We start from the raw sequence: 25,595 nt of genomic DNA on the forward strand, positions 1-25,595 counted from the left end.
ATGATTGATGCAAAGCAATTAAATAGCTTAGCGTTAGCATATATGGGTGATGCGGTATACGAACAATATATCCGCTATCACCTGCTTCAAAAAGGAACAGTTCGTCCACATCAATTACATCGTTTGGGGACAAGCTTTGTTTCTGCAAAAGCGCAAGCGAAAGTTGTTCATCATTTACTAGAGGCTGCATTTCTTACTGAAGAAGAGGAAGCTGTATTAAGAAGAGGGCGCAATGCAAAATCAGGTTCTGTTCCGAAAAATACAGATGTACAAACATATCGATATAGTACTGCTTTTGAGGCGCTGATTGGATATCATTATTTATTAAATGATCAGACACGAATAGAAGAGCTTGTATTTGAAGCAATTCGTGTGTTAGAGGATAAGGAAGGAGGCGCGTGAGCGTGAACAGTGAATATATTATTGGACGTAACCCTGTAATTGAAGCATTAAGAGCAGGTCGTGATATTAATAAGATTTGGATTGCAGAAGGTGCTGCGAAAGGACAAGTGCAAATTGTACTAGCATTAGCGAAAGAAAACAAAGTTTTAGTGCAGAATTCACCGAAGAAAAAATTAGATCAACTTGTAGAGGGGAATCATCAAGGTGTAATCGCACAAGTGGCAGCATATGAATATGCGGACTTAGAGGATTTATTTGCGTTGGCGGCTAAGCGGAATGAAGACCCATTTTTCTTAATTCTTGATGAGATTGAAGATCCACACAACTTAGGCTCTATTATGCGTACGGCAGATGCAGTAGGAGCCCATGGTATTATTATTCCAAAGCGCAGGGCGGTTGGCTTAACAGCGGCGGTTGCAAAGGCTTCGACAGGAGCGATTGAGTATGTTCCAGTAGCTCGTGTTACAAATTTATCGAGAACGATTGATGAATTAAAAGAGCGCGGGCTTTGGATTGCAGGCACAGACGCAAAAGGGAAAGATGACTACCGTAATTTAGATGGAAAGATGCCAATTGGTTTAGTGATTGGTAGTGAGGGGAAAGGTATGAGCCGTCTTATCGGTGAGAAATGTGACTTCTTGATTCATCTACCAATGGCTGGTAAAGTTACATCCTTAAATGCTTCAGTTGCTGCTAGCTTGTTAATGTATGAAGTGTATCGGAAACGTCACCCAATCGGTGAATAAAAATGAATGATATTTTAATCGTTGACGGTTACAATATTATCGGAGCTTGGGCAGACTTGAAAAAACTACGGGATGTAGACTTACAAGCTTCACGAGACTCGCTTATTGATAAAATGGCAGATTATCAAGGGTATACAGGCACGAAAGTAATGATTGTTTTTGATGCGTATTCTGTTTATGGAATTGAAAAGAAGATGAAACAAGCGTCTGTAGATGTAATCTTTACAAGGAAAAACCAAACGGCGGATGAAAAAATTGAGCAACTCGCAATTGAGTTGCGCAATATTAATACACGTATTTATGTTGCGACGTCTGATTACACAGAGCAGTGGGCCATTTTTGGGCAGGGTGCTCTGCGTAAATCGGCGCGTGAGTTAGAGATAGAAGTTCAGGCGATGGAACGAAGAGTACGTCATGAAACGAAGAAAACGAAAGAAGAACAACCGGCAATGCGGACGATATTTAGTGAAGAAGTTACAGAAAAATTAGAAAAATTAAGGCGAGGAGGGCGTTGAAACATTGACGCTCTTCAAGTGTTTACTGTATAATATTGCTAAATAATTAGCGGTCGGAGGGATCAGATTGGAAACAGACTTCGTAAGCGGCAACAATGTTACATTTAGTGATTTAGAGGATGAAGAGATAGTTGAATTAGTACGACAAGGTAATGTTGATGCACTAGAGTATTTAATTCATAAGTACAAAAATTTTGTTCGTGCAAAATCAAGATCTTACTTTTTGGTTGGCGCTGATCGTGAAGATATTATTCAAGAAGGTATGATTGGATTATTTAAAGCGATTCGTGATTATAAAGAGGACAAGCTGTCTTCCTTTAAAGCTTTTGCGGAATTGTGTATTACACGTCAAATTATCACCGCGATTAAAACAGCGACAAGACAAAAACATATCCCTTTAAATTCATATGTTTCTTTAGATAAACCAATTTATGATGAAGAATCTGATCGAACTCTGTTAGATGTTATATCTGAAGCGAAGATGACGGATCCTGAAGAAATGATTATTAGTCAGGAAGAGTATGTTGATATAGAATTAAAAATATCTGAATTATTAAGCGATTTAGAAAGAAAGGTGCTTTCTTTATATTTAGATGGAAGATCGTATCAAGAGATTTCAGAGCAATTGAATCGCCATGTAAAATCCATTGATAATGCTCTGCAACGAGTGAAAAGGAAGCTTGAGCGTTATATGGAAATGAGGGAAACGGCAACTGTTCACTCACCTTCACTCAAACGTTAAGATGTTTAAATAGTTGGTTTTTTAAAAATGTATTAGGTTAATAGAGAAATATAAAAGAGAGGTTTTTTTCCTCTCCTTCTCTTTTTACGGTAAGGCGGGGAGTGTCATTGACATTGCCTTTTATTGTATGATACATTTTTAAAGAAATAATGTTACAAGGTTGGTGTAACAGATGAGAAAAAAGGTTGTACTCGCATGTGAAAAGTGCAATAATCGAAACTATTCCACAATGAAAGATACAAGCTCAGTAGAGCGTCTTGAGATAAAGAAATTTTGCAAAACGTGTAATGCGCACATGATTCATAAGGAAACAAAATAAATAATTGTAATTATGCACTGGAGGTCCCGGAAATGCGTTTGACGAACTTTTTTGGCGACGTAGGTCGTGAAATGAAAAAAGTAAGCTGGCCGAAAAAAGATGAATTAATCCGTTCGACACTTACTGTAATTGCAACAGTTGCTTTCTGTGCAATTTTCTTTGCGGTAGTGGATATGGGGATTTCTTCTTTAATTCGTTTAATTCTTGAATAAGAAGCGCTAATACATGATATAATGTTAATGTTATTTATATGAACTGTGTAAAAGCCCGGTGAACGGGTTTTTTCATTTGCACGAAAAAATGTACGTCAGGGAGGGAAGGACGGTCGTCCTAAATTAATGGAAAAACGTTGGTATGTTGTCCATACTTATTCTGGATATGAAAATAAAGTAAAAACAAACCTAGAGAAACGCGTAGAAACAATGGCTATGCAAGATAAAATTTTCCGTGTTATTGTTCCAGAGGAAACAGAAGTAGAAATGAAAAACGGAAAAGAAAAAGTAACAAAGAGGAAAGTATTTCCTGGCTACGTGTTGGTAGAAATCATCATGACAGATGATTCTTGGTATGTTGTTCGCAATACACCGGGTGTAACAGGATTTGTTGGATCTTCTGGATCGGGTTCGAAGCCATCTCCGTTATTAGAAGAAGAAGTAGTTACAATCTTAAAACACATGGGAATGGAAAATGAAGTAGTTGACTTTGACTTTGAACTTCATGAGACTGTACGTGTGAACGAAGGCCCATTTGCGAATTACACAGGTGCTATTAATGAAATTGACCTAGAAAAACAAAGAGTAACAGTACTTGTTGATATGTTTGGTCGCGAAACTTCAGTTGAGCTAGATTTCCACCAAATTGAAAAATTATAAAATGAAACTTGAAATGAATTGTAAAAAGTGATAATATCTTTTAAGTCAATACGTCTTCGGAAACGGAGACGTTTTTTGAGAAAGATTTTATCGCTAAAGATAAAATATGAAGTGGGAGGGCAAATCACTGCCCAATTGACCACATCACGGACTTAAGGAGGTGTGTCTCGTGGCTAAAAAGGTAATTAAAATGGTAAAACTTCAAATTCCTGCAGGTAAAGCTAACCCAGCTCCACCAGTTGGTCCAGCATTAGGACAAGCGGGTGTTAACATCATGGGCTTCTGTAAAGAGTTCAACGCTCGTACAGCAGATCAAGCTGGTCTAATCATTCCTGTTGAAATTACAGTATTTGAAGACCGTTCATTCACTTTCATTACTAAAACTCCTCCTGCTGCTGTTCTTCTTAAGAAAGTAGCTGGTATTGAGTCTGGTTCTGGTGAACCAAACCGTAATAAAGTGGCAACTGTTAAGCGTGATAAGGTTCGCGAAATTGCTGAAACTAAAATGCCTGACCTAAACGCTGCTAGCGTAGAAGCTGCAATGCGTATGGTTGAAGGTACTGCACGCAGTATGGGCATTGTTATCGAAGACTAATTCGATTTGTTTTTTTTGTAAAAGAGGTTGCGGGTCTGGAATTCCAATTCGCAACCTTTATTATCGTAAATGAGTGTCATTTTTTAAATAAAAGGATGGGCGCACATCCTCGATTACATCGAAAAGAAGGCGTAAACGTGGGAGGTTATTCCGCTAAAACCACATTGAGGAGGAAATAAAAATGGCTAAAAGAGGTAAAAAGTACGTAGAAGCTGCGAAGCTTGTTGATCGTACAACTGCTTACTCTGCAACAGAGGCAGTAGAATTAGTAAAGAAAACAAACACAGCTAAATTTGATGCAACTGTAGAAGCTGCATTTCGTTTAGGTGTTGATCCTAAGAAAGCTGACCAACAAATTCGTGGTGCAGTTGTTCTTCCACACGGTACTGGTAAAGTACAACGTGTATTAGTATTCGCTAAAGGCGAAAAACTAAAAGAAGCTGAAGCTGCTGGAGCTGACTTCGTAGGTGATACAGACTACATCAACAAAATCCAACAAGGTTGGTTTGACTTTGACGTAGTAGTAGCAACTCCTGATATGATGGGTGAAGTTGGTAAACTTGGTCGTGTATTAGGACCTAAAGGTTTAATGCCAAACCCTAAAACTGGAACAGTTACTTTCGACGTAACAAAAGCAGTTAACGAAATCAAAGCTGGTAAAGTAGAATACCGCGTTGATAAAGCTGGTAACATTCATGTGCCAATCGGTAAAGTATCTTTCGAAGATGCAAAATTAGTTGAAAACTTAGAGACGGTAGCTGATGCTCTTTTAAAAGCTAAGCCAGCTGCTGCAAAAGGTACTTACATGAAGAACGTAACAGTTGCTTCTACAATGGGACCTGGCGTACGCGTTGAAGTTTCTACTATTGCGTAAAAATTGGAAGTTGACTTCGTGAAGAAGTTTTAATATAATCATTTATGTTGTGAATTTAAATAGTGTACCGTAGACAGTAGGTGCCAATGTGGCTTAATTTCCTACCTAGGTGTGAATATACGAAACGGAATTTTTTTCTGTGACTATATGCCTCCATGTCTACAATTGGGCATGGAGGCTTTTTAGTGCACTTTCGGTACATCTTCTATATAATCTACAGGAGGTGTAATAACATGAGCAAAGCAATCGAATCTAAACAACAAGTTGTAACTGAAATCGCTGAAAAACTTCGCGATAGTAAATCTACAATCGTTGTTGACTACCGTGGTTTAACAGTATCTGAAGCAACTGAATTACGTAAAAACTTACGTGAAGCTGGCGTTGAGTTCAAAGTTTACAAAAACTCTTTAACTCGTCGTGCTGCAGAATCTGCTGAAATGGCTGAGTTAAACGAATTCTTAACAGGACCAAACGCAATCGCATTCAGTAACGAGGATGTAATTGCTCCTGCGAAAGTATTAAACGACTTCGCTAAAAATCATGAAGCTTTAGAAATTAAAGCAGGCGTAATCGAAGGTAAACTTGTATCACTTGATGAGGTTAAAGCTATCGCTACTCTTCCATCACGTGAAGGCTTACTTTCTATGCTTCTTAGCGTTCTTCAAGCTCCAATGCGCGGTCTTGCAATCGCTACTAAAGCAGTTGCAGATCAAAAAGAAGAGCAAGGCGCTTAATTTTTTAAAAGATAATTACGTGTTATCGATAAAACAATACAAACCTATTTAAGGGAGGATATTTACAATGACTAAAGAACAAATCATTGAAGCAGTTAAATCTATGACTGTATTAGAACTTAACGACTTAGTAAAAGCTATCGAGGAAGAATTCGGCGTAACTGCTGCTGCTCCTGTAGCTGTAGCTGGTGGCGCTGGTGAAGCTGCTGCTGAGCAAACTGAATTTGATGTTGTACTTGCTAACGCAGGCGCACAAAAAATCAAAGTTATCAAAGTTGTTCGTGAAATCACTGGTCTTGGCTTAAAAGAAGCTAAAGAAGTAGTTGACAACACTCCAAAAGCAGTTAAAGAAGGCGTTTCTAAAGAAGAAGCTGAAGAAATCAAAGCTAAACTTGAAGAAGTTGGCGCTGCTGTAGAAGTTAAGTAATTAACTTTTGAGGCTTTTGAAAAAAGCTCGCTCTCAAGCGAGCTTTTTTTTTAACCGTAAAGAAAAGAGGTGGCCATATGGCAGACCATTATTTTTCTAACGACCCCTCTAGTAAAAGTGATCGTAAACAATGGGAATATACATTGAGAGGATCGCGTTTTGTTTTCTTATCAGACCGTGGGGTGTTTTCGAAAAACGAAGTGGACTTCGGTTCTCGTCTTTTAATTGAAGCGTTTCAGATGCCAGATGCCCAAGGTGATGTATTAGATGTTGGGTGTGGATATGGCCCGATTGGTTTATCTCTAGCGAAGGAGTTCCAAGAGCGTGTGGTTCACATGGTGGATGTGAATGAAAGGGCACTTGGGCTTGCGAAAGAAAATGCCGCTAATAACCGAATTGAAAATATCCAGATTTATCAAAGTAGTGTATATGAAAATGTAAAAGGTCAATACGCTGCTATTTTATCTAATCCGCCAATTCGTGCAGGGAAACAAGTCGTGCATGAAATTCTAGAAAAAGCAGTGGAGTATCTTGTGCCAGGCGGCGAGCTTTGGATTGTGATTCAGAAAAAACAAGGTGCACCATCTGCAATGAAAAAATTAGAAAAAGTGTTCGATTTTGTGGAAGTCGCAGAAAAGAAAAAAGGGTATTATATCATAAAATCAAAAAAACGTTGACGGTTATTTTTGGTTGTGTTAACATTATAAAATGCCAATATATGATTTTCTGCGTTGAGAACGATGTATATTTTTGCTTTTCTTGGAAAAGATAGTAAAATCAGCAGATTATGAAACAGAATGATGGTTTTCTTTTAGAAGCCATTTTTCTTTTTTGAGTAGGTGGAAATACTCAACGTATCTATCTTTTTAGAGAAAAAAGGCTACGTAATTTGCGTTAGTCGTATTTAGTTGTGATTTTGCACATTTTTGTGCATTTATAATACTCTTGATTTGAGGGGTGAAGCAGTTGACAGGTCAACTAGTTCAATACGGACGACACCGCCAACGAAGAAGTTATGCCCGTATTAGTGAGGTTTTAGAATTACCAAATCTTATCGAAATTCAAACCTCTTCTTATCAGTGGTTTCTTGATGAGGGTTTGCGAGAAATGTTCCAAGACATTTCTCCGATTGAAGACTTTACGGGAAATCTATCGCTTGAGTTTATCGACTACAGTTTAGGCGAACCGAAATATTCTGTAGAAGAATGTAAAGAGCGTGATGTGACGTATGCAGCACCACTTCGTGTAAAAGTGCGTCTAATCAATAAAGAAACTGGTGAAGTGAAAGAACAAGATGTGTTCATGGGGGATTTCCCGCTCATGACAGAGACAGGAACATTCGTAATTAACGGTGCAGAGCGCGTTATTGTTTCTCAGTTAGTTCGTTCACCAAGCGTATACTACAGCGGCAAAGTGGACAAAAACGGAAAACGCGGATTTACTGCTACTGTAATTCCAAACCGCGGAGCTTGGTTGGAATATGAAACAGATGCTAAGGATGTTGTTTATGTGCGTATCGACCGTACGCGTAAACTACCTGTAACTGTTTTGTTACGCGCATTAGGGTTTGGCTCTGATCAAGAAATCACCGAGCTTATAGGTGATAACGAGTACTTAAGCAATACGCTAGAAAAAGATAACACGGATAGCACAGAGAAAGCATTGCTTGAAATTTATGAGCGTCTACGTCCAGGTGAACCGCCAACAGTAGAAAATGCGAAGAGCTTGCTTGTTTCTCGTTTCTTCGATCCAAAACGTTATGATCTAGCAAATGTGGGTCGTTACAAGATTAATAAGAAATTACACATTAAAAACAGATTGTTTAACCAACGTTTAGCTGAAACTTTAGTGGATCCTGAAACAGGTGAAATTTTAGCGGCAGAAGGAACAATCTTAGATCGTCGTACATTAGATCGCATTTTACCTTACTTAGAAAAGAACATTGGTTTTAAAACAGCGAAGCCGTTAGGCGGAGTGGTAGAAGGTAATGTTGAATTACAATCTATTAAAATTTATGCTCCGGATGCAGATGGAGAGCGTTCCATCAATATCATTGGTAACGCGAACATTGATCGCGAAGTAAAACATATTACACCAGGCGATATTATTGCATCTATTAGCTATTTCTTTAACCTTCTATACAAAGTAGGAGACACAGACGATATTGACCATTTAGGAAACCGTCGTCTACGTTCTGTAGGTGAATTGTTACAAAACCAATTCCGTATCGGTCTTTCTCGTATGGAGCGTGTTGTTCGTGAGAGAATGTCGATTCAAGATACAAATGCAATTACACCACAAGCGTTAATTAACATTCGCCCGGTTATTGCATCTATTAAAGAGTTCTTCGGAAGCTCGCAGTTATCTCAGTTTATGGATCAAACAAACCCATTAGCAGAGTTAACGCATAAACGAAGACTATCTGCATTAGGACCTGGTGGTTTAACGCGTGAGCGCGCTGGCTTTGAAGTGCGTGACGTTCACTACTCTCACTATGGTCGTATGTGTCCAATTGAAACGCCAGAGGGACCAAACATCGGTTTGATTAACTCTTTATCTTCATTTGCGAAAGTAAATGAATTTGGCTTCATTGAAACACCATACCGTCGTGTTGATCCAGAAACTGGACGTGTAACAACACGTGTAGATTATTTAACAGCTGATGAACAAGATAACTATGTTGTTGCCCAAGCAAACGCACGTTTATCTGAAGATGGAGATTTCCTTGATGAGGATGTTGTAGCGCGTTTCCGCGATGAGAACGTTGTAGTAAAACGCGAACGTATTGACTACATGGATATCTCTCCGAAACAGGTTGTGTCTGCTGCGACAGCTTGTATTCCGTTCTTAGAAAACGATGACTCGAACCGTGCGCTAATGGGTGCGAACATGCAACGTCAAGCAGTTCCACTTCTGAACCCAGAATCTCCAATTGTAGGTACTGGTATGGAGTACGTATCAGCGAAGGACTCAGGTGCTGCGGTAATCTGTAAACATCCTGGTATCGTTGAACGCGTAGAAGCTCGCGAAGTTTGGGTACGTCGTTACATCGAAGTAGACGGCCAAAAAGTAAAAGGTGATTTAGATCGCTATAAAATGTTAAAATTCATCCGTTCTAACCAAGGAACTTGTTACAACCAACGTCCAATCGTAAGTGTTGGCGATGAAGTTGTAAAAGGTGAGATTCTTGCAGACGGCCCTTCTATGGAAAAAGGTGAACTTGCACTTGGTCGTAACGTGCTTGTTGGCTTTATGACATGGGATGGCTATAACTACGAGGATGCGATCATTATGAGTGAGCGCCTTGTAAAAGATGATGTGTATACTTCTATTCATATTGAAGAATATGAATCTGAAGCTCGTGATACGAAGCTAGGACCAGAAGAAATTACACGAGACATTCCAAACGTAGGGGAAGATGCACTTCGCAACCTTGATGAGCGCGGTATTATCCGCATCGGTGCAGAAGTAAAAGACGGAGACCTTCTTGTTGGTAAAGTAACGCCAAAAGGTGTAACGGAATTAACAGCAGAAGAGCGTCTATTGCATGCAATCTTCGGTGAGAAAGCTCGTGAAGTACGTGATACATCACTACGCGTACCACACGGTGGCGGCGGTATTATCTTAGACGTAAAAGTATTCAACCGTGAAGATGGCGATGAATTACCACCAGGTGTGAATCAACTTGTACGTGTATATATCGTTCAAAAACGTAAAATTTCTGAAGGCGACAAGATGGCCGGTCGTCACGGTAACAAAGGTGTTATCTCCCGTATTTTACCGGAAGAAGATATGCCTTATTTACCAGATGGCACACCAATCGACATCATGTTAAACCCATTAGGGGTACCATCTCGTATGAATATCGGTCAGGTGTTAGAGCTTCATCTTGGTATGGCAGCAAGATATCTTGGTATCCACGTTGCAACACCGGTATTCGATGGCGCTCGCGAGGAAGATGTATGGGGAACAATCGAAGAAGCTGGTATGGCACGTGATGCAAAGACAATTCTATACGATGGACGTACTGGTGAACCATTCGACAACCGTGTATCTGTTGGTGTCATGTACATGATTAAACTTGCACACATGGTTGATGATAAACTTCATGCTCGTTCTACTGGACCATACTCACTTGTAACGCAACAACCTCTTGGAGGTAAAGCACAGTTCGGTGGACAACGTTTCGGTGAGATGGAGGTTTGGGCACTTGAAGCTTACGGTGCTGCTTATACTCTTCAAGAAATCTTAACAGTTAAGTCCGATGATGTTGTTGGTCGTGTGAAAACGTACGAATCGATTGTAAAAGGCGAAAATGTTCCAGAACCAGGTGTTCCTGAATCATTCAAAGTATTGATTAAGGAATTACAAAGCTTAGGTATGGATGTTAAGATGATGTCTAGCGACGATACTGAAATTGAAATGCGTGATACTGATGACGATGATCATCAATCTGCAGATAAATTAAATGTCGAAGTTGAGACAACGAAGGAATAATTGGGATAACCTGTAGACTAAAAGGGAGGTAGGCCCCTTGATAGATGTAAACAACTTTGAATATATGAAGATTGGACTTGCATCACCAGACAAAATTCGCTCTTGGTCATATGGGGAAGTTAAAAAACCCGAGACGATTAACTATCGTACATTGAAACCAGAGAAAGACGGTTTGTTCTGTGAGCGTATTTTCGGTCCAACAAAAGACTGGGAATGTCATTGTGGTAAATATAAACGTGTCCGTTATAAAGGTGTAGTTTGTGATCGATGCGGCGTTGAAGTAACGCGTGCGAAAGTTCGTCGTGAACGTATGGGTCATATCGAATTAGCTGCTCCTGTATCTCATATTTGGTATTTCAAAGGTATCCCAAGCCGCATGGGACTTGTCTTAGACATGTCCCCTCGCGCGCTTGAAGAAGTAATTTATTTCGCTTCTTATGTGGTAACAGAAAGCGGTGATACACCGCTTGATAAGAAGCAACTTCTTTCGGAGAAGGAATACCGTGCGTATCGCGACAGATACGGAAACTCTTTCCAAGCTTCTATGGGCGCAGAGGCGATTAAGAAGTTATTACAAGATATCGATTTAGATAAAGAAGTAGACTTCTTAAAAGAAGAGTTAAAAACAGCACAAGGACAACGTCGTACTCGTGCTATTAAACGTCTAGAAGTATTAGAAGCATTCCGTAACTCTGGAAACGAACCATCTTGGATGATTCTAGATGTTCTTCCAGTTATCCCACCAGAACTTCGCCCAATGGTACAGTTGGATGGTGGACGTTTTGCAACTTCTGACTTAAACGACTTATACCGTCGTGTAATTAACCGTAACAATCGTTTAAAACGTTTATTAGACTTAGGTGCACCAAGCATCATCGTCCAAAACGAAAAGCGTATGTTACAAGAAGCAGTAGATGCTTTAATCGATAATGGTCGTCGTGGCCGTCCAGTTACTGGACCTGGTAACCGTCCATTAAAATCTCTTTCTCATATGTTAAAAGGTAAGCAAGGACGTTTCCGTCAAAACTTATTAGGTAAACGTGTTGACTACTCTGGTCGTTCCGTTATCGTTGTAGGACCGAACTTAAAAATGTACCAATGCGGTCTGCCAAAAGAAATGGCGCTTGAATTGTTCAAACCTTTTGTAATGAAAGAGTTAGTAGGAAAAGGATTAGCACACAACATTAAGAGTGCTAAACGTAAAATCGAGCGAGTACAACCTGAAGTTTGGGATGTTTTAGAGTCTGTAATTAAAGAACACCCTGTACTTCTAAACCGTGCTCCAACGCTTCACCGTCTTGGTATTCAAGCATTTGAACCTACATTAGTAGAAGGTCGTGCAATTCGTCTTCATCCACTTGTATGTACTGCATACAACGCGGACTTTGACGGTGACCAAATGGCGGTTCACGTTCCGTTATCATCAGAAGCACAAGCAGAAGCTCGTCTTCTTATGTTAGCTGCACAAAATATCTTGAACCCGAAAGACGGAAAACCAGTTGTTACACCATCTCAGGATATGGTATTAGGTAACTACTACCTAACGCTTGAACGTGCAGATGCAATTGGTGAAGGTATGGTTTTCAAAGATACGAACGAAGCATTAATTGCATACCAAAACGGATATGTACACTTGCATACTCGTGTTGCTGTTGCGGCAAGCTCTGTAAACAACGAAACGTTTACAGAAGAGCAAAACAGCAAGCTGTTGTTAACAACAGTTGGTAAGTTAATATTCAATGAAATCTTACCGAAATCTTTCCCTTACATTAACGAACCAACAAAAACAAACTTGGAGAAAGAAACTCCAGTGGAATACTTTGTTGAAAAAGGCGCTAACGTAAGAGAAATTATTGCTAGTCGCGAAGAAGTGGCACCATTTAGCAAGAAAATTCTTGGTAATATCATTGCTGAAGTATTTAAACGTTTCAAAATTACTGAAACATCTCGCATGCTTGACCGCATGAAAAATCTAGGATTTAAATACTCTACAAAAGCTGGTATTACAGTTGGTGTGGCGGATATCCTTGTATTAGGTGAAAAAGAAGAAATCTTGCATGAAGCGCAAGCAAAAGTAGATACAGTAATTAAGCAATTCCGTCGCGGTTTAATTACAGAGGAAGAACGTTATGATCGTGTTATCTCTATTTGGAGTAATGCAAAAGATGTTATCCAAGGAAAACTGATGAAAACCTTAGATAAGCGCAACCCGATCTTCATGATGAGTGACTCTGGTGCCCGTGGTAACGCATCGAACTTTACTCAGCTTGCTGGTATGCGTGGTTTGATGGCTAACCCATCTGGTCGTATTATCGAACTTCCAATCAAATCAAGTTTCCGCGAAGGTTTAACGGTACTCGAGTACTTCATCTCTACACACGGTGCGCGTAAAGGTCTTGCCGATACAGCACTTAAGACTGCGGACTCTGGTTACTTAACTCGTCGTCTTGTTGACGTTGCACAAGATGTTATCGTTCGTGAAGACGATTGTGGAACAGACCGCGGCTTATTAATCGGTGCAATTAAAGAAGGAAACGAAATTATCGAGTCCTTATACGATCGTCTTGTAGGACGTTTCGCAAGAAAAACTTTGAAGCATCCAGAAACAGGCGAAGTGTTAGTTAGTGAAAATGAATTAATTACAGAAGATATTGCTCATATCATTGAAAAAGCAGGCGTTGAACAGTTGTACATCCGTTCTGCATTTACATGTAACACACGCCACGGCGTATGTAAGAAATGTTACGGTCGTAACTTAGCTACTGGCACAGATGTAGAAGTGGGCGAAGCGGTTGGTATTATCGCAGCTCAATCTATCGGTGAGCCAGGTACACAGTTAACGATGCGTACATTCCATACCGGTGGGGTTGCTGGAGACGATATCACACAAGGTTTACCACGTATTCAAGAGATTTTCGAAGCGCGTAATCCGAAAGGTCAAGCGGTTATCAGTGAAATCGACGGTGTTGTTGCAGCGGTTAACGATGTGAAAGATCGCCAAGAAGTTGTTGTACAAGGTGATGTAGAAGCTCGTACGTATGCAATTCCTTATGGTGCTCGTCTAAAAGTAGCTCCAGGACATCGCATTGAACACGGTAAAGAACTTACAGAAGGTTCTATCGATCCGAAAGAATTACTGAAAGTAACAGATATTACAGCAGTCCAAGAATACCTGCTTCGTGAAGTACAAAAAGTATACCGTATGCAAGGGGTAGAAATTGGTGATAAACACGTTGAAGTAATGGTTCGTCAAATGCTTCGCAAAGTTCGTGTAATCGATGCTGGTGAAACAGATGTATTACCAGGAACATTACTGGATATTCATCAGTTCACAGATGCAAATGCAAAAGTGTTGCTTAAAGGTAAACAACCAGCAACAGCACGTCCAATCCTTCTTGGTATTACAAAGGCTTCACTTGAAACAGATTCATTCTTATCTGCAGCATCATTCCAGGAAACAACTCGTGTGTTAACTGATGCGGCAATTAAAGGTAAGCGCGATGAACTTCTTGGTCTGAAAGAAAATGTTATTATCGGTAAACTTGTTCCGGCTGGTACAGGTATGAATCATTACCGCAGAGTAGATCTTGTAAAAACAGCAAAAGAAGAAATAAATGTAGAAAATGACGAGGTTTACGTAGAAAACTAAAATTTTCCGTCGTAAATTTTGTATAAAAACAGATAATCCTAGTTGACATTATGCAATGCGAAATGTTAATATAAGCAAGGTTGCTCCTAAATAAACGTTGAATGTAATTCAACACGGTATAGTTAGAACGTTGCAGTAGCTTTTGCGATGCAACATAACGTACTTTTTAAAAACTGGATCTCAACATGAAAATGAATGAGATACGGTAGGAGCTTCAGCAATAGGAATAACAAGTTAAAACTGTTTTTGTGAGGAGAGAGCATTTGCTCTCCCTTGCAAAAACTTTGTTTTCAACTAATAATGAACCACCTGGATATGTGGTCATACAAACATGCGAAGGGAGGATAAATTAATGCCTACTATTAACCAATTAGTGAGAAATGGACGTACTGATAAAGTATGGAAATCTAAATCACCTGCGTTAAACAAAGGTTTCAACTCTTTAAAGAAAAAAGCAACTGATATCTCTGCACCTCAAAAACGTGGTGTATGTACTCGTGTTGGTACAATGACTCCAAAGAAACCGAACTCAGCGTTACGTAAATACGCTCGTGTACGTTTAACAAATGGTATCGAGGTTACTGCTTACATCCCAGGTATCGGTCATAACCTACAAGAACACAGCGTAGTATTAATTCGCGGTGGTCGTGTAAAAGATTTACCAGGGGTACGTTACCACATCGTTCGTGGTGCGCTTGACACAGCTGGTGTTGACAAACGTATGCAAGGACGTTCTAAATATGGTACTAAGAGACCAAAAGCTGCTAAGAAATAATAAAACTGAACTGAAAGGAGGAACTCAATATGCCTCGTAAAGGACCTGTTGCGAAACGTGACGTGTTACCAGATCCAATGTACAATTCTAAACTTGTAACACGCCTAATCAACAAAATGATGGTTGACGGTAAAAAAGGTAAATCTCAAACAATTCTTTATAATGCGTTCGATATCGTTCGTGAACGTACTGGTAATGAACCAATGGAAGTATTCGAGCAAGCTCTTAAGAACATCATGCCTGTTCTTGAAGTACGCGCTCGTCGTGTTGGTGGTGCTAACTACCAAGTTCCAGTTGAGGTTCGTCCAGAACGCCGTACAACTTTAGGTCTTCGCTGGTTAGTAAACTACGCTCGTCTTCGTGGTGAAAAAACTATGGAAGAGCGTCTAGCTTACGAAATCTTAGATGCAGCTAACAACAGTGGTGCATCTGTTAAGAAACGTGAAGACACTCACAAAATGGCAGAAGCTAACAAAGCATTTGCTCATTACCGTTGGTAGGATTCAACGAAAAATAACTATAAGCATAAACCGCTTTATTTGTCGCTTATGGAAGTGTGGAGAGGGAGAATTCCTCTCCCTTTCAATGGGCGCTCGTTTTACATAATGAGGGTACTAGACATACTGACATATGTAACAAAATAAAGTGGCTTTTTTGCTACTTAAAATAAAAAAATCCAATCCATATTAGGAAGGAGAAAGACACCAAATGACAAGAGAGTTCTCCTTAGAAAACACTCGTAATATTGGTATCATGGCTCACATCGATGCTGGTAAAACAACAGCAACTGAGCGTATCCTGTACTATACAGGACGCATTCACAAAATCGGTGAAACTCACGAAGGTGCATCTCAGATGGACTGGATGGAGCAAGAGCAAGAACGTGGTATCACAATTACTTCTGCAGCAACTACTGCCCAATGGAAAGGTCACCGTGTAAACATCATTGACACTCCAGGACACGTAGACTTCACTGTAGAAGTAGAACGTTCTTTACGCGTACTTGACGGTGCGGTAGCGGTACTTGACGCGCAATCTGGTGTAGAACCACAAACAGAAACTGTTTGGCGTCAGGCTACTACTTACGGTGTACCACGTATCGTGTTCGTTAACAAAATGGACAAGATCGGTGCAGACTTCTTATACTCTGTAGGAACAATTCATGACCGTTTACAAGCAAACGCGCATCCAATTCAGTTACCAATCGGTGCTGAGGATCAGTTTACGGGAATTATCGACCTAGTAGAAGAGTGTGCATACATGTACACAAACGACTTAGGAACAGATATTCAACGTATTGAAATTCCTGCAGAACATAAAGAGCTAGCTGATGAATACCGTGGAAAACTTATCGAAGCGGTAGCAGAGCTTGATGAAGAAATGATGATGAAGTACCTAGAAGGTGAAGAAATCACTGTAGAAGAGCTTAAAGCTGGTATCCGTAAGGCTACAACTTCTGTAGAATTCTTCCCAGTAATCTGTGGTTCTGCATTCAAAAATAAAGGTGTTCAAATTCTGTTAGATGCAGTTATCGACTACCTACCATCTCCATTAGACGTACCTGCTATTAAAGGTACTCTTCCGGATACAGAGGAAGAAGTAGAACGTCATTCTAGCGATGAAGAGCCTTTCGCAGCATTAGCATTCAAAATCATGACTGACCCTTATGTTGGTAAGTTAACATTCTTCCGTGTGTACTCTGGTGTGTTAAACTCTGGATCATACGTGAAAAACTCAACTAAAGGTAAGCGTGAGCGTGTAGGTCGTATCCTACAAATGCACGCAAACAGCCGTGAAGAGATTTCAACAGTTTATGCTGGTGACATCGCTGCTGCTGTAGGTTTAAAAGATACTACAACTGGTGATACTCTTTGTGACGAGAAGAGCCTTGTTATCCTTGAGTCTATGGAATTCCCAGAGCCAGTTATCTCTGTAGCTATCGAACCAAAATCTAAAGCTGACCAAGATAAAATGGGTACAGCGTTATCTAAGCTTTCTGAAGAAGATCCAACATTCCGTGCTCACACTGACCAAGAAACTGGCCAAACAATCATCGCTGGTATGGGTGAACTTCACCTTGATATCATCGTTGACCGTATGCGCCGTGAATTCAAAGTGGAAGCAAACGTTGGTGCTCCTCAGGTAGCATACCGTGAGACTTTCCGCGCTTCTGCGAAAGTTGAAGGTAAGTTCGCTCGTCAATCTGGTGGTCGTGGACAATTCGGTCACGTTTGGATTGAGTTTGAACCTAACGAAGAAGGTAAAGGATTTGAATTCCAAAACAAGATCGTCGGTGGTGTAGTTCCACGTGAATACATCCCAGCTGTTGGAGCAGGTCTTGAAGATGCACTTAAAAATGGTGTACTTGCAGGATATCCTGTAGTAGACATTAAAGCTGCATTAGTTGACGGATCTTACCATGATGTTGACTCCTCTGAGATGGCGTTCAAAATCGCTGCATCTATGGCACTTAAAGCTGCGGTTTCTAAATGTAACCCAGTAATTCTTGAGCCAATGATGAAAGTTGAAGTTGTAATTCCTGAAGAGTACATGGGTGACATTATGGGTGACGTAACATCTCGCCGTGGACGTGTAGAAGGTATGGAAGCTCGCGGTAACGCGCAAGTTGTTCGCGCTATGGTTCCACTTTCTGAAATGTTCGGTTATGCAACGTCCTTACGTTCTAACACGCAAGGACGCGGAACATTCTCAATGACATTTGATCATTATGAAGAAGTACCGAAGTCTATTTCAGAAGAAATTATTAAAAAAAATAAAGGTGAATAATTGATTTTTATCGATTGTTCAAGTATAACTACTTATGTAAGCTTAGAAAGCAGCGGGGCTTAGGCCCCTTACTTTCTAGTCTGAATATAAAATAATCTATATAACCAAGGAGGAATTTAGAATGGGAAAAGCTAAATTCGAACGTTCTAAACCACATGTTAACATTGGTACAATCGGCCACGTTGACCATGGTAAAACTACATTAACTGCTGCTATCACTACAGTTCTTGCAAAAGCTGGTGGTGCTGAAGCGAAAGGTTACGACCAAATCGATGCTGCTCCAGAAGAAAGAGAGCGCGGTATCACAATCTCAACTGCACACGTTGAGTACGAAACTGAAACTCGTCACTATGCACACGTTGACTGCCCAGGTCACGCTGACTATGTTAAAAACATGATCACTGGTGCTGCTCAAATGGACGGCGGTATCTTAGTAGTATCTGCTGCTGATGGCCCAATGCCTCAAACTCGTGAGCACATCCTTCTTTCTCGTCAAGTAGGTGTTCCTTACATCGTTGTATTCTTAAACAAATGCGACATGGTTGACGACGAAGAGTTATTAGAATTAGTAGAAATGGAAGTTCGCGATCTATTATCTGAATACGACTTCCCAGGCGATGATATCCCTGTAATTAAAGGTTCTGCTCTTAAAGCTCTTCAAGGAGATGCTGAGTGGGAAGCAAAAATCATCGAATTAATGAACGAAGTTGATGCTTACATCCCAACTCCAGAACGTGACACTGAAAAAGCATTCTTAATGCCTGTTGAGGACGTATTCTCTATCACAGGTCGTGGTACAGTTGCTACTGGTCGCGTAGAGCGCGGTGTAGTTAAAGTTGGTGACGTAGTAGAAATCATCGGTTTCACTGAAGAAAACAAATCTACAACTGTAACTGGTGTAGAAATGTTCCGTAAGCTTCTTGACCAAGCTCAAGCTGGAGACAACATCGGTGCTCTACTTCGTGGGGTTGCTCGTGAAGATATCCAACGTGGACAAGTTCTTGCTAAAACTGGCTCTGTAAAAGCTCACGCTAAATTCAAAGCTGAAGTTTTCGTTTTATCTAAAGAAGAAGGTGGACGTCACACTCCATTCTTCGCTAACTACCGCCCACAATTCTATTTCCGTACAACTGACGTAACTGGTATCATCCAATTACCAGAAGGTACTGAAATGGTAATGCCTGGCGATAACATTGAAATGACTATCGAGCTTATCGCTCCAATCGCGATCGAAGAAGGAACTAAGTTCTCTATTCGTGAAGGTGGACGTACAGTAGGTTACGGCGTAGTTGCAACTATCGTTGAGTAATCTTAACTGATATATGAGACCCAAGGGATTTTCCCTTGGGTTTTTTATTTATCCTGCTATTTGTGGGCAGTAAGCCCTCCATCTCAAGATTGAGAGAGAAGCGAGGAAGATAGGTGGGGAATAGCCGCTGGTATGTGCCCGATCGGTATAACTAACCATCAGTGGGGGATGGAAAAACCTCGTTGATGGAAGTTTCAATTTATAATAGATAAAAATCTATTTTTAAGTTTTGACGAGTTTCTTCTATAGTATATAAACTACAAAACTCTTCAACCAAAAACTGTAAAAGTAATTACAACAGATGAAAACTTGAAATTCTTTAAAGTGCCATGTATAATAGCAAAAGTAGAGAAAAGCAGAAGAAAACAAAAAGATGCTTGCATCTAGACGAATAACATTGTATAATAAACAATGTTGGTCTTTGACTGCGATGAAGTGGAAGGTTGCTGACACACCCGGCCGCTTTGCCATGGCGAGTGTGTGGAAATTTCCATGGAGAATGTCTATTTTTAAAATAGGCGAACGAAGGAGGGAAAATAATGGCAAAAGAAAAAATTCGTATTCGTTTAAAAGCTTACGATCACCGTATTCTTGATCAGTCAGCTGAGAAAATTGTAGAAACAGCTAAGCGTTCTGGGGCGACAGTTTCTGGTCCAATCCCATTACCAACTGAAAAAACTGTTTACACGATTCTTCGTGCGGTTCATAAATACAAAGATTCTCGTGAGCAATTCGAAATGCGCACGCACAAACGTCTAATCGACATCGTGAGCCCTACTCCACAAACAGTAGACTCTTTAATGCGTTTAGACTTACCATCTGGTGTAGATATCGAAATCAAACTATAATTTATATAAGTTAAAATGTAGGAGGTGTAACTCATGACCAAAGGAATCTTAGGAAAAAAGATCGGTATGACTCAAGTATTTGCTGAAAACGGCGAGCTAATTCCTGTAACTGTTATCGAAGCAACTCCAAACGTTGTTCTTCAAAAGAAAACTGTTGAAACTGATGGCTACAATGCAATTCAGTTAGGTTTTGATGACAAGCGCGAAAAATTAGCTAACAAACCTGAACAAGGTCACGTTGCTAAAGCAACTACTGCTCCTAAGCGCTTCATTCGCGAACTTCGCGATGCAGACGTGGAAGGACAAGAAGTTGGTCAAGAGGTAAAAGTAGAAGTTTTCGCTGCAGGTGAAACTGTAGACGTAACAGGTATTTCTAAAGGTAAAGGTTTCCAAGGTGCTATTAAACGCCACGGACAATCTCGCGGACCTATGTCTCACGGTTCTCGTTATCATCGTCGTCCTGGTTCAATGGGCCCTGTTGCTCCGAACCGTGTATTCAAAGGCAAAAAACTTGCTGGACGTATGGGTGGAGACCAAGTTACTATTCAAAACTTAGAAATCGTTCAAGTTGATGTTGAACGCAACTTACTGTTAGTAAAAGGCAACGTTCCTGGCGCTAAGAAATCTCTTGTAGTTGTTCGTAGTGCTGTTAAGGCTAGCAAATAATTCTCTATAAGAAAGGAGGAACCCCAATGCCAATAGTAAAGTTATTTAACCAAACTGGTTCTGAAGTTGGTGAAATCCAATTAGCTGAAACTGTTTTCGGTATCGAACCAAATGAAGCTGTACTTTTTGAAGCAGTAATGATGCAACGCGCATCTTTACGTCAAGGTACACATAAAGTAAAAACTCGCTCTGAAGTGCGCGGTGGAGGTCGTAAACCATGGCGTCAAAAAGGAACTGGACGTGCTCGTCAAGGTTCTATCCGCTCTCCTCAATGGCGTGGTGGTGGTACGGTATTCGGACCTACACCAAGAAGCTATGCATACAAACTACCTAAAAAAGTTCGTCGCTTAGCTATTAAATCTGCATTAGCTACTAAAGTAGTTGAGAACAACATCGTAGTTCTTGAAGACTTAGTGTTAAATGCACCAAAAACAAAAGACATGGTAGCAGTTCTTAAAGGATTAACTGTTGAGAAGAAAGCTCTTATCGTAACTGCTGATGTAAACGAAGCAGTTGAGTTATCTGCTCGCAATATTCCTGGAGTAACAGTAATCACTGCTGATGGCGTAAACGTTTTAGACGTGCTTCATCATGATAAGCTAATCATGACAAAAGCGGCAGTGGAAAAAGTAGAGGAGGTGCTTGCATAATGAAAGATCCTCGTGATATTATTAAGCGCCCAGTTGTCACTGAACGTTCTATGGAAATGATGGCTGAAAAAAAATACACGTTCGATGTGGACGTTAAAGCTAATAAAACGGAAGTTAAAGATGCTGTAGAAGCTATCTTTGGTGTTGAAGTTGATAAAGTAAATATCATGAACTACAAGCCAAAAGCAAAACGTGTTGGTCGTCACGCTGGTTTTACTAACCGTCGTCGTAAGGCAATCGTTAAGCTTACTGCTGACAGCAAAGAAATCGAGATCTTCCAAGGAGTTTAATTCTTACTAAAGAAGGAGGGAAAATCAGATGGCAATCAAAAAGTATAATCCAACTACTAACGGTCGTCGTAACATGACTACGAATGATTTCGCTGAAATCACGACTGATAGACCGGAAAAATCATTACTTGCGCCTTTAAGTAAAAAGGCTGGACGTAATAACCAAGGTAAAATCACTGTACGTCACCAAGGTGGCGGACACAAGCGTCAATACCGTATCATCGACTTTAAACGTAACAAAGATGGAATTCCTGGACGCGTTGCTACGATCGAATACGATCCGAACCGCTCTGCGAATATCGCATTAATTAACTACGTTGACGGTGAAAAACGTTACATCCTTGCTCCTAAAAACTTAGAAGTAGGTATGGAAATCATGTCTGGCCCAGAAGCGGACATTAAAATCGGTAACGCATTACCATTAATCAACATTCCAGTAGGTACAGTTGTTCATAACATCGAGCTTAAACCAGGTCGCGGTGGACAATTAGTTCGTTCTGCTGGTACATCTGCTCAAGTACTTGGTAAAGAAGGTAAATACGTACTTGTACGTTTAACTTCTGGTGAAGTACGCTTAGTTCTAGCTACTTGCCGCGCTACAGTAGGTCAAGTAGGTAATGAGCACCATGAACTTATTAAAATTGGTAAAGCGGGTCGTTCTCGCTGGTTAGGCAAGCGCCCAACTGTTCGTGGTTCTGTAATGAACCCAGTTGATCACCCACACGGTGGTGGTGAAGGTCGCTCACCAATCGGACGTAAGTCTCCAATGTCTCCATGGGGTAAACCAACTCTTGGATTCAAAACTCGTAAGAAAAATAAAGCGTCTGACAAATTCATCGTTCGTCGTCGTAAAAAATAATGGGGTTGTAGTACGGTTCATTTCTAGAGCCGTACGGCAATCACGAAGGGAGGCACCAAAATGGCTCGTAGCTTGAAAAAAGGACCATTTGTTGATGATCATTTAATGAACAAAATTGCAAAGTTAAATGAAACTGAGCAAAAACAAGTTGTAAAAACTTGGTCTCGTCGTTCAACGATCTTCCCACAGTTTATTGGTCATACAATCGCTGTATATGATGGTCGTAAACACGTTCCTGTATACGTAACTGAGGATATGGTTGGCCACAAGTTAGGTGAGTTCGCACCAACTCGTACGTACAAAGGTCATGATGCTGACGATAAGAAAACTAGAAGATAATGAGAGGAGGCACTTCAATGCAAGCTAAAGCAGTAGCGAGAACAGTTCGTATTGCTCCTCGTAAAGTTCGTTTAGTAGTAGACTTAATCCGAGGTAAGCAAGTGGGTGAAGCGATTGCTATCCTTAACCACACGCCAAAAACTGCTTCTCCAGTTGTAGAAAAAGTTTTGAAATCTGCAATTGCAAATGCAGAACATAACTATGAAATGGACATAAACAACTTAGTTGTTGAAAAAGTTTTCGTTGACGAAGGTCCAACGTTAAAACGTTTCCGTCCACGTGCAATGGGTCGTGCAAGCCAAATTAACAAACGCACAAGCCACATCACAGTTGTGGTATCAGAAAAGAAGGAGGGATAATCGATGGGTCAAAAGGTTAGTCCAGTTGGTCTTCGTGTCGGTATCATTCGTGATTGGGAATCTCGTTGGTACGCTGAAAAAGATTATGCTACATTCTTACATGAAGACATCAAAATTCGTGAGTACATCAATGTTCGCTTAAAAGATTCTGCTGTTTCTAAAGTAGAAATCGAGCGTGCAGCAAATCGTGTAAATGTTACAATTCACACTGCAAAACCTGGTATGGTAATTGGTAAAGGTGGTACAGAAGTTGAAGCACTTCGTAAAGCTCTTAACCAGTTAACGGGTAAACGTGTACACATCAACATTTTAGAAGTTAAGAGAGCTGATCTTGACGCTAAATTAGTAGGCGAAAACATTGCTCGTCAATTAGAAAACCGTGTATCTTTCCGTCGTGCACAGAAGCAAGCAATTCAACGTGCTATGCGTGCAGGAGCTAAAGGTATTAAAACACAGGTTTCTGGTCGTCTTGGCGGAGCTGATATCGCTCGTGCAGAATCTTACAGTGAAGGAACTGTTCCACTTCATACACTTCGCGCTGATATTGACTATGCAACAGCTGAAGCTGATACAACGTACGGTAAATTAGGTGTAAAAGTATGGATCTACCGTGGAGAAGTCCTTCCTACAAAAAAGAAAGCTTCTGAGGAAGGAGGAAAATAATATGTTAATGCCTAAACGCGTAAAATATCGTAGAGAACATCGTGGTAAAATGCGTGGTCGTGCAAAAGGTGGCGCTGAAGTACATTTTGGTGAGTTTGGTTTACAGTCTCAAGAGGCTTCTTGGATTACAAACCGTCAAATCGAAGCAGCTCGTCGTGCAATGACTCGTTATATGAAACGTGGCGGTAAAGTTTGGATTAAAATTTTCCCTTCTAAGCCTTACACTGCTAAACCTCTAGAAGTACGTATGGGTTCCGGTAAAGGGGCTCCAGAAGGTTGGGTAGCAGTAGTAAAACCTGGAAAGGTTATGTTTGAAATTGCGGGTGTATCTGAAGAGGTAGCACGCGAAGCATTACGTCTTGCAGCTCACAAATTACCAGTGAAATGTAAATTCGTAAAACGTGAAGAAAATGGTGGTGAATCTAATGAAAACTAATGATATTCGTGAATTAACCACTGCCGAAATCGAAACAAAAGTTAAAGCTTTAAAGGAAGAGTTGTTTAATCTTCGCTTCCAGCTTGCTACAGGACAATTAGAGAATCCAACACGCATCCGTGAAGTGCGTAAAGCGATCGCTCGTATGAAAACTGTAGTTCGCGAAAGAGAGATCGGAATTAATCGATAAATTGAGGGGAGGTTTGCAAAGTGAGCGAACGTAACCAACGCAAAGTTTACACTGGTCGTGTTGTTTCTGACAAAATGGACAAAACGATTACAGTTTTAGTTGAAACTTACAAAACTCATTCCTTGTACGGAAAGCGCGTTAAGTATTCTAAGAAGTACAAAGCCCATGATGAGCAAAACCAAGCAAAAGTTGGCGATATCGTAAAAATCATGGAAACTCGCCCGCTTTCTGCTACTAAGCGTTTCCGTTTAGTTGAAATCGTTGAAGAAGCGGTTATTATCTAAATAGACGAATCGGAATTTTAAGTCCGAAGGGAGGTTTCATAACATGATCCAACAAGAATCTCGTTTAAAAGTAGCTGACAACTCTGGCGCACGTGAACTTTTAACAATCAAAGTATTAGGCGGCTCTGGTCGTAAATACGCAAACATCGGTGATATTATCGTTGCTACGGTAAAACAAGCAACACCAGGTGGCGTTGTTAAAAAAGGTGACGTTGTTAAAGCAGTAGTAGTACGTACGAAGAGCGGTGCTCGTCGTCCAGACGGTTCTTATATCAAATTTGATGAAAACGCAGCGGTTATCATTAAAGATGATAAGAGCCCACGTGGTACTCGTATCTTCGGACCAGTAGCTCGTGAATTACGTGATAACAACTTCATGAAGATCGTTTCTTTAGCTCCAGAAGTTCTATAATTTAAGGTCTTGCCTTGCTAAGGAGGTGCAGAAGTAAGATGCATGTAAAAAAAGGTGATAAAGTACAGGTAATCAGTGGTAAAGACAAAGGAAAACAAGGTGTTGTCCTTGCAGCTTTCCCAAAAGAAAACCGTGTTATCGTTGAGGGTGTTAACATCGTTAAGAAGCACTCTAAGCCATCTCAAATAAATCCACAAGGTGGAATTATCACGAAAGAAGCAGCTATCCACGTATCTAATGTTATGCCATTAGATCCTAAAACAGGTGTACCTACTCGCGTAGGCTACAAAGTGGAAGATGGTAAAAAAGTTCGTGTTGCAAAAAAATCTGGTGAATTGTTAGATAAATAAGTTCTA

31 protein-coding genes and 1 other annotated feature are annotated in these 25,595 nt (G+C 40.4%); all 31 genes read left to right on the forward strand.

The annotated features are described in order from the left end of the window. On the forward strand, positions 1-402 hold the full coding sequence (locus NKR74_RS00575) for a Mini-ribonuclease 3 (protein WP_098309984.1): 402 nt from the start codon (positions 1-3) through the stop codon (positions 400-402). Between the two features lie 2 nt (positions 403-404). Next, a complete protein-coding gene (gene rlmB / locus NKR74_RS00580) occupies positions 405-1,148 on the forward strand; it encodes a 23S rRNA (guanosine(2251)-2'-O)-methyltransferase RlmB (RefSeq protein ID WP_098309985.1) in 744 nt (247 codons plus the stop codon). Positions 1,149-1,150: 2 nt separating this feature from the next. Continuing rightward, on the forward strand, positions 1,151-1,663 hold the full coding sequence (locus NKR74_RS00585; RefSeq protein WP_098309986.1) for an NYN domain-containing protein: 513 nt from the start codon (positions 1,151-1,153) through the stop codon (positions 1,661-1,663). Positions 1,664-1,730: 67 nt separating this feature from the next. Continuing rightward, positions 1,731-2,405 carry an RNA polymerase factor sigma-70 gene (locus tag NKR74_RS00590; RefSeq protein ID WP_098309987.1) on the forward strand — a complete coding sequence of 225 codons (675 nt, stop codon included), beginning with the start codon at positions 1,731-1,733 and terminating at the stop codon, positions 2,403-2,405. Positions 2,406-2,577: 172 nt separating this feature from the next. Continuing rightward, complete coding sequence (rpmG, locus tag NKR74_RS00595) at positions 2,578-2,724, forward strand: 50S ribosomal protein L33 (protein WP_081625682.1); 147 nt, start codon at positions 2,578-2,580, stop codon at positions 2,722-2,724. 32 nt (positions 2,725-2,756) lie between these two features. Then, entirely contained in the window at positions 2,757-2,936 is a 180-nt protein-coding gene (gene secE / locus NKR74_RS00600) for a preprotein translocase subunit SecE (RefSeq protein WP_098309988.1), read from the forward strand. Positions 2,937-3,062: 126 nt separating this feature from the next. Continuing rightward, on the forward strand, positions 3,063-3,596 hold the full coding sequence (gene nusG / locus NKR74_RS00605) for a transcription termination/antitermination protein NusG (protein WP_253628360.1): 534 nt from the start codon (positions 3,063-3,065) through the stop codon (positions 3,594-3,596). A 169-nt stretch (positions 3,597-3,765) separates the two neighbouring features. After that, on the forward strand, positions 3,766-4,191 hold the full coding sequence (gene rplK, locus NKR74_RS00610; protein ID WP_001085872.1) for a 50S ribosomal protein L11: 426 nt from the start codon (positions 3,766-3,768) through the stop codon (positions 4,189-4,191). A 181-nt stretch (positions 4,192-4,372) separates the two neighbouring features. Next, the gene (gene rplA / locus NKR74_RS00615; RefSeq protein ID WP_098309990.1) at positions 4,373-5,065 is read left to right on the forward strand and encodes a 50S ribosomal protein L1; all 693 of its coding nucleotides are present in this window, start codon (positions 4,373-4,375) and stop codon (positions 5,063-5,065) included. A 49-nt stretch (positions 5,066-5,114) separates the two neighbouring features. Beyond that, positions 5,115-5,258, forward strand: a sequence feature (ribosomal protein L10 leader region). A gap of 40 nt (positions 5,259-5,298) precedes the next feature. Further along, positions 5,299-5,799, forward strand: a complete 501-nt coding sequence (rplJ, locus tag NKR74_RS00620) for a 50S ribosomal protein L10 (RefSeq protein ID WP_098309991.1) — start codon at positions 5,299-5,301, stop codon at positions 5,797-5,799. A 67-nt stretch (positions 5,800-5,866) separates the two neighbouring features. Next, a complete protein-coding gene (gene rplL, locus NKR74_RS00625; RefSeq protein ID WP_098309992.1) occupies positions 5,867-6,226 on the forward strand; it encodes a 50S ribosomal protein L7/L12 in 360 nt (119 codons plus the stop codon). A 77-nt stretch (positions 6,227-6,303) separates the two neighbouring features. Continuing rightward, positions 6,304-6,903: a class I SAM-dependent methyltransferase gene (locus NKR74_RS00630; protein ID WP_253628361.1), complete on the forward strand. Its 600-nt coding sequence runs from the start codon at positions 6,304-6,306 to the stop codon at positions 6,901-6,903. Positions 6,904-7,192: 289 nt separating this feature from the next. After that, a complete protein-coding gene (gene rpoB / locus NKR74_RS00635; protein ID WP_098309994.1) occupies positions 7,193-10,723 on the forward strand; it encodes a DNA-directed RNA polymerase subunit beta in 3,531 nt (1,176 codons plus the stop codon). 37 nt (positions 10,724-10,760) lie between these two features. After that, positions 10,761-14,372, forward strand: a complete 3,612-nt coding sequence (gene rpoC, locus NKR74_RS00640) for a DNA-directed RNA polymerase subunit beta' (protein WP_253628362.1) — start codon at positions 10,761-10,763, stop codon at positions 14,370-14,372. A 352-nt stretch (positions 14,373-14,724) separates the two neighbouring features. Beyond that, entirely contained in the window at positions 14,725-15,147 is a 423-nt protein-coding gene (gene rpsL / locus NKR74_RS00645; protein ID WP_098309996.1) for a 30S ribosomal protein S12, read from the forward strand. Between the two features lie 29 nt (positions 15,148-15,176). After that, on the forward strand, positions 15,177-15,647 hold the full coding sequence (gene rpsG / locus NKR74_RS00650) for a 30S ribosomal protein S7 (RefSeq protein ID WP_035433720.1): 471 nt from the start codon (positions 15,177-15,179) through the stop codon (positions 15,645-15,647). A 208-nt stretch (positions 15,648-15,855) separates the two neighbouring features. Next, positions 15,856-17,934, forward strand: a complete 2,079-nt coding sequence (fusA, locus tag NKR74_RS00655; protein ID WP_098309997.1) for an elongation factor G — start codon at positions 15,856-15,858, stop codon at positions 17,932-17,934. 121 nt (positions 17,935-18,055) lie between these two features. Then, on the forward strand, positions 18,056-19,243 hold the full coding sequence (tuf, locus tag NKR74_RS00660; RefSeq protein WP_098309998.1) for an elongation factor Tu: 1,188 nt from the start codon (positions 18,056-18,058) through the stop codon (positions 19,241-19,243). Positions 19,244-19,782: 539 nt separating this feature from the next. Further along, entirely contained in the window at positions 19,783-20,091 is a 309-nt protein-coding gene (gene rpsJ, locus NKR74_RS00665) for a 30S ribosomal protein S10 (RefSeq protein WP_001040596.1), read from the forward strand. A 33-nt stretch (positions 20,092-20,124) separates the two neighbouring features. Then, the gene (gene rplC, locus NKR74_RS00670) at positions 20,125-20,757 is read left to right on the forward strand and encodes a 50S ribosomal protein L3 (protein WP_253628363.1); all 633 of its coding nucleotides are present in this window, start codon (positions 20,125-20,127) and stop codon (positions 20,755-20,757) included. Between the two features lie 26 nt (positions 20,758-20,783). Next, positions 20,784-21,407, forward strand: coding sequence for a 50S ribosomal protein L4 (gene rplD / locus NKR74_RS00675; protein ID WP_098310000.1), 624 nt, complete (start codon positions 20,784-20,786; stop codon positions 21,405-21,407). Further along, on the forward strand, positions 21,407-21,697 hold the full coding sequence (gene rplW / locus NKR74_RS00680; RefSeq protein WP_098310001.1) for a 50S ribosomal protein L23: 291 nt from the start codon (positions 21,407-21,409) through the stop codon (positions 21,695-21,697). The genes rplD and rplW overlap by 1 nt, the downstream gene beginning before the upstream one ends. A gap of 28 nt (positions 21,698-21,725) precedes the next feature. Next, complete coding sequence (gene rplB / locus NKR74_RS00685; protein WP_098310002.1) at positions 21,726-22,556, forward strand: 50S ribosomal protein L2; 831 nt, start codon at positions 21,726-21,728, stop codon at positions 22,554-22,556. Positions 22,557-22,616: 60 nt separating this feature from the next. Further along, on the forward strand, positions 22,617-22,895 hold the full coding sequence (gene rpsS / locus NKR74_RS00690) for a 30S ribosomal protein S19 (RefSeq protein ID WP_020062296.1): 279 nt from the start codon (positions 22,617-22,619) through the stop codon (positions 22,893-22,895). A gap of 17 nt (positions 22,896-22,912) precedes the next feature. Then, positions 22,913-23,254: a 50S ribosomal protein L22 gene (rplV, locus tag NKR74_RS00695; protein ID WP_001148024.1), complete on the forward strand. Its 342-nt coding sequence runs from the start codon at positions 22,913-22,915 to the stop codon at positions 23,252-23,254. Between the two features lie 3 nt (positions 23,255-23,257). Further along, positions 23,258-23,917 (forward strand): 30S ribosomal protein S3, encoded by a 660-nt coding sequence (rpsC, locus tag NKR74_RS00700; protein ID WP_020062297.1) that lies wholly within the window; start codon positions 23,258-23,260, stop codon positions 23,915-23,917. 1 nt (position 23,918) lies between these two features. After that, positions 23,919-24,353 (forward strand): 50S ribosomal protein L16, encoded by a 435-nt coding sequence (gene rplP / locus NKR74_RS00705; protein WP_020062298.1) that lies wholly within the window; start codon positions 23,919-23,921, stop codon positions 24,351-24,353. Beyond that, complete coding sequence (rpmC, locus tag NKR74_RS00710) at positions 24,343-24,543, forward strand: 50S ribosomal protein L29 (protein WP_000855718.1); 201 nt, start codon at positions 24,343-24,345, stop codon at positions 24,541-24,543. Before rplP ends, rpmC begins: the two co-directional genes overlap by 11 nt. Before the next feature lie 20 nt (positions 24,544-24,563). Next, positions 24,564-24,827: a 30S ribosomal protein S17 gene (gene rpsQ / locus NKR74_RS00715; protein WP_011983253.1), complete on the forward strand. Its 264-nt coding sequence runs from the start codon at positions 24,564-24,566 to the stop codon at positions 24,825-24,827. 43 nt (positions 24,828-24,870) lie between these two features. Next, complete coding sequence (gene rplN / locus NKR74_RS00720) at positions 24,871-25,239, forward strand: 50S ribosomal protein L14 (protein WP_035433708.1); 369 nt, start codon at positions 24,871-24,873, stop codon at positions 25,237-25,239. A 38-nt stretch (positions 25,240-25,277) separates the two neighbouring features. Next, entirely contained in the window at positions 25,278-25,589 is a 312-nt protein-coding gene (gene rplX, locus NKR74_RS00725; RefSeq protein ID WP_098310003.1) for a 50S ribosomal protein L24, read from the forward strand. The last annotated feature ends 6 nt before the right edge of the window (positions 25,590-25,595 follow it).

The sequence above is a fragment of the Bacillus sp. 3103sda1 genome (genome assembly GCF_024159135.1).
GTDB lineage: Bacteria > Bacillota > Bacilli > Bacillales > Bacillaceae_G > Bacillus_A > Bacillus_A rhizoplanae.

Excerpts from the sequence above, each read along its gene's own strand:
- NKR74_RS00575 (WP_098309984.1), top strand. The coding sequence starts at position 1 with ATGATTGATGCAAAGCAATTAAATAGCTTAGCGTTAGCATATATGGGT.
- NKR74_RS00585 (WP_098309986.1), top strand. The coding sequence starts at position 1,151 with ATGAATGATATTTTAATCGTTGACGGTTACAATATTATCGGAGCTTGG.
- rpmG (WP_081625682.1), top strand. The coding sequence starts at position 2,578 with ATGAGAAAAAAGGTTGTACTCGCATGTGAAAAGTGCAATAATCGAAAC.
- secE (WP_098309988.1), top strand. The coding sequence starts at position 2,757 with ATGCGTTTGACGAACTTTTTTGGCGACGTAGGTCGTGAAATGAAAAAA.
- nusG (WP_253628360.1), top strand. The coding sequence starts at position 3,063 with ATGGAAAAACGTTGGTATGTTGTCCATACTTATTCTGGATATGAAAAT.
- rplA (WP_098309990.1), top strand. The coding sequence starts at position 4,373 with ATGGCTAAAAGAGGTAAAAAGTACGTAGAAGCTGCGAAGCTTGTTGAT.
- rplJ (WP_098309991.1), top strand. The coding sequence starts at position 5,299 with ATGAGCAAAGCAATCGAATCTAAACAACAAGTTGTAACTGAAATCGCT.
- rplL (WP_098309992.1), top strand. The coding sequence starts at position 5,867 with ATGACTAAAGAACAAATCATTGAAGCAGTTAAATCTATGACTGTATTA.
- NKR74_RS00630 (WP_253628361.1), top strand. The coding sequence starts at position 6,304 with ATGGCAGACCATTATTTTTCTAACGACCCCTCTAGTAAAAGTGATCGT.
- rpsL (WP_098309996.1), top strand. The coding sequence starts at position 14,725 with ATGCCTACTATTAACCAATTAGTGAGAAATGGACGTACTGATAAAGTA.
- rpsG (WP_035433720.1), top strand. The coding sequence starts at position 15,177 with ATGCCTCGTAAAGGACCTGTTGCGAAACGTGACGTGTTACCAGATCCA.
- fusA (WP_098309997.1), top strand. The coding sequence starts at position 15,856 with ATGACAAGAGAGTTCTCCTTAGAAAACACTCGTAATATTGGTATCATG.
- tuf (WP_098309998.1), top strand. The coding sequence starts at position 18,056 with ATGGGAAAAGCTAAATTCGAACGTTCTAAACCACATGTTAACATTGGT.
- rpsJ (WP_001040596.1), top strand. The coding sequence starts at position 19,783 with ATGGCAAAAGAAAAAATTCGTATTCGTTTAAAAGCTTACGATCACCGT.
- rplC (WP_253628363.1), top strand. The coding sequence starts at position 20,125 with ATGACCAAAGGAATCTTAGGAAAAAAGATCGGTATGACTCAAGTATTT.
- rplD (WP_098310000.1), top strand. The coding sequence starts at position 20,784 with ATGCCAATAGTAAAGTTATTTAACCAAACTGGTTCTGAAGTTGGTGAA.
- rplW (WP_098310001.1), top strand. The coding sequence starts at position 21,407 with ATGAAAGATCCTCGTGATATTATTAAGCGCCCAGTTGTCACTGAACGT.
- rplB (WP_098310002.1), top strand. The coding sequence starts at position 21,726 with ATGGCAATCAAAAAGTATAATCCAACTACTAACGGTCGTCGTAACATG.
- rpsS (WP_020062296.1), top strand. The coding sequence starts at position 22,617 with ATGGCTCGTAGCTTGAAAAAAGGACCATTTGTTGATGATCATTTAATG.
- rplV (WP_001148024.1), top strand. The coding sequence starts at position 22,913 with ATGCAAGCTAAAGCAGTAGCGAGAACAGTTCGTATTGCTCCTCGTAAA.
- rpsC (WP_020062297.1), top strand. The coding sequence starts at position 23,258 with ATGGGTCAAAAGGTTAGTCCAGTTGGTCTTCGTGTCGGTATCATTCGT.
- rplP (WP_020062298.1), top strand. The coding sequence starts at position 23,919 with ATGTTAATGCCTAAACGCGTAAAATATCGTAGAGAACATCGTGGTAAA.
- rpmC (WP_000855718.1), top strand. The coding sequence starts at position 24,343 with ATGAAAACTAATGATATTCGTGAATTAACCACTGCCGAAATCGAAACA.
- rplN (WP_035433708.1), top strand. The coding sequence starts at position 24,871 with ATGATCCAACAAGAATCTCGTTTAAAAGTAGCTGACAACTCTGGCGCA.
- rplX (WP_098310003.1), top strand. The coding sequence starts at position 25,278 with ATGCATGTAAAAAAAGGTGATAAAGTACAGGTAATCAGTGGTAAAGAC.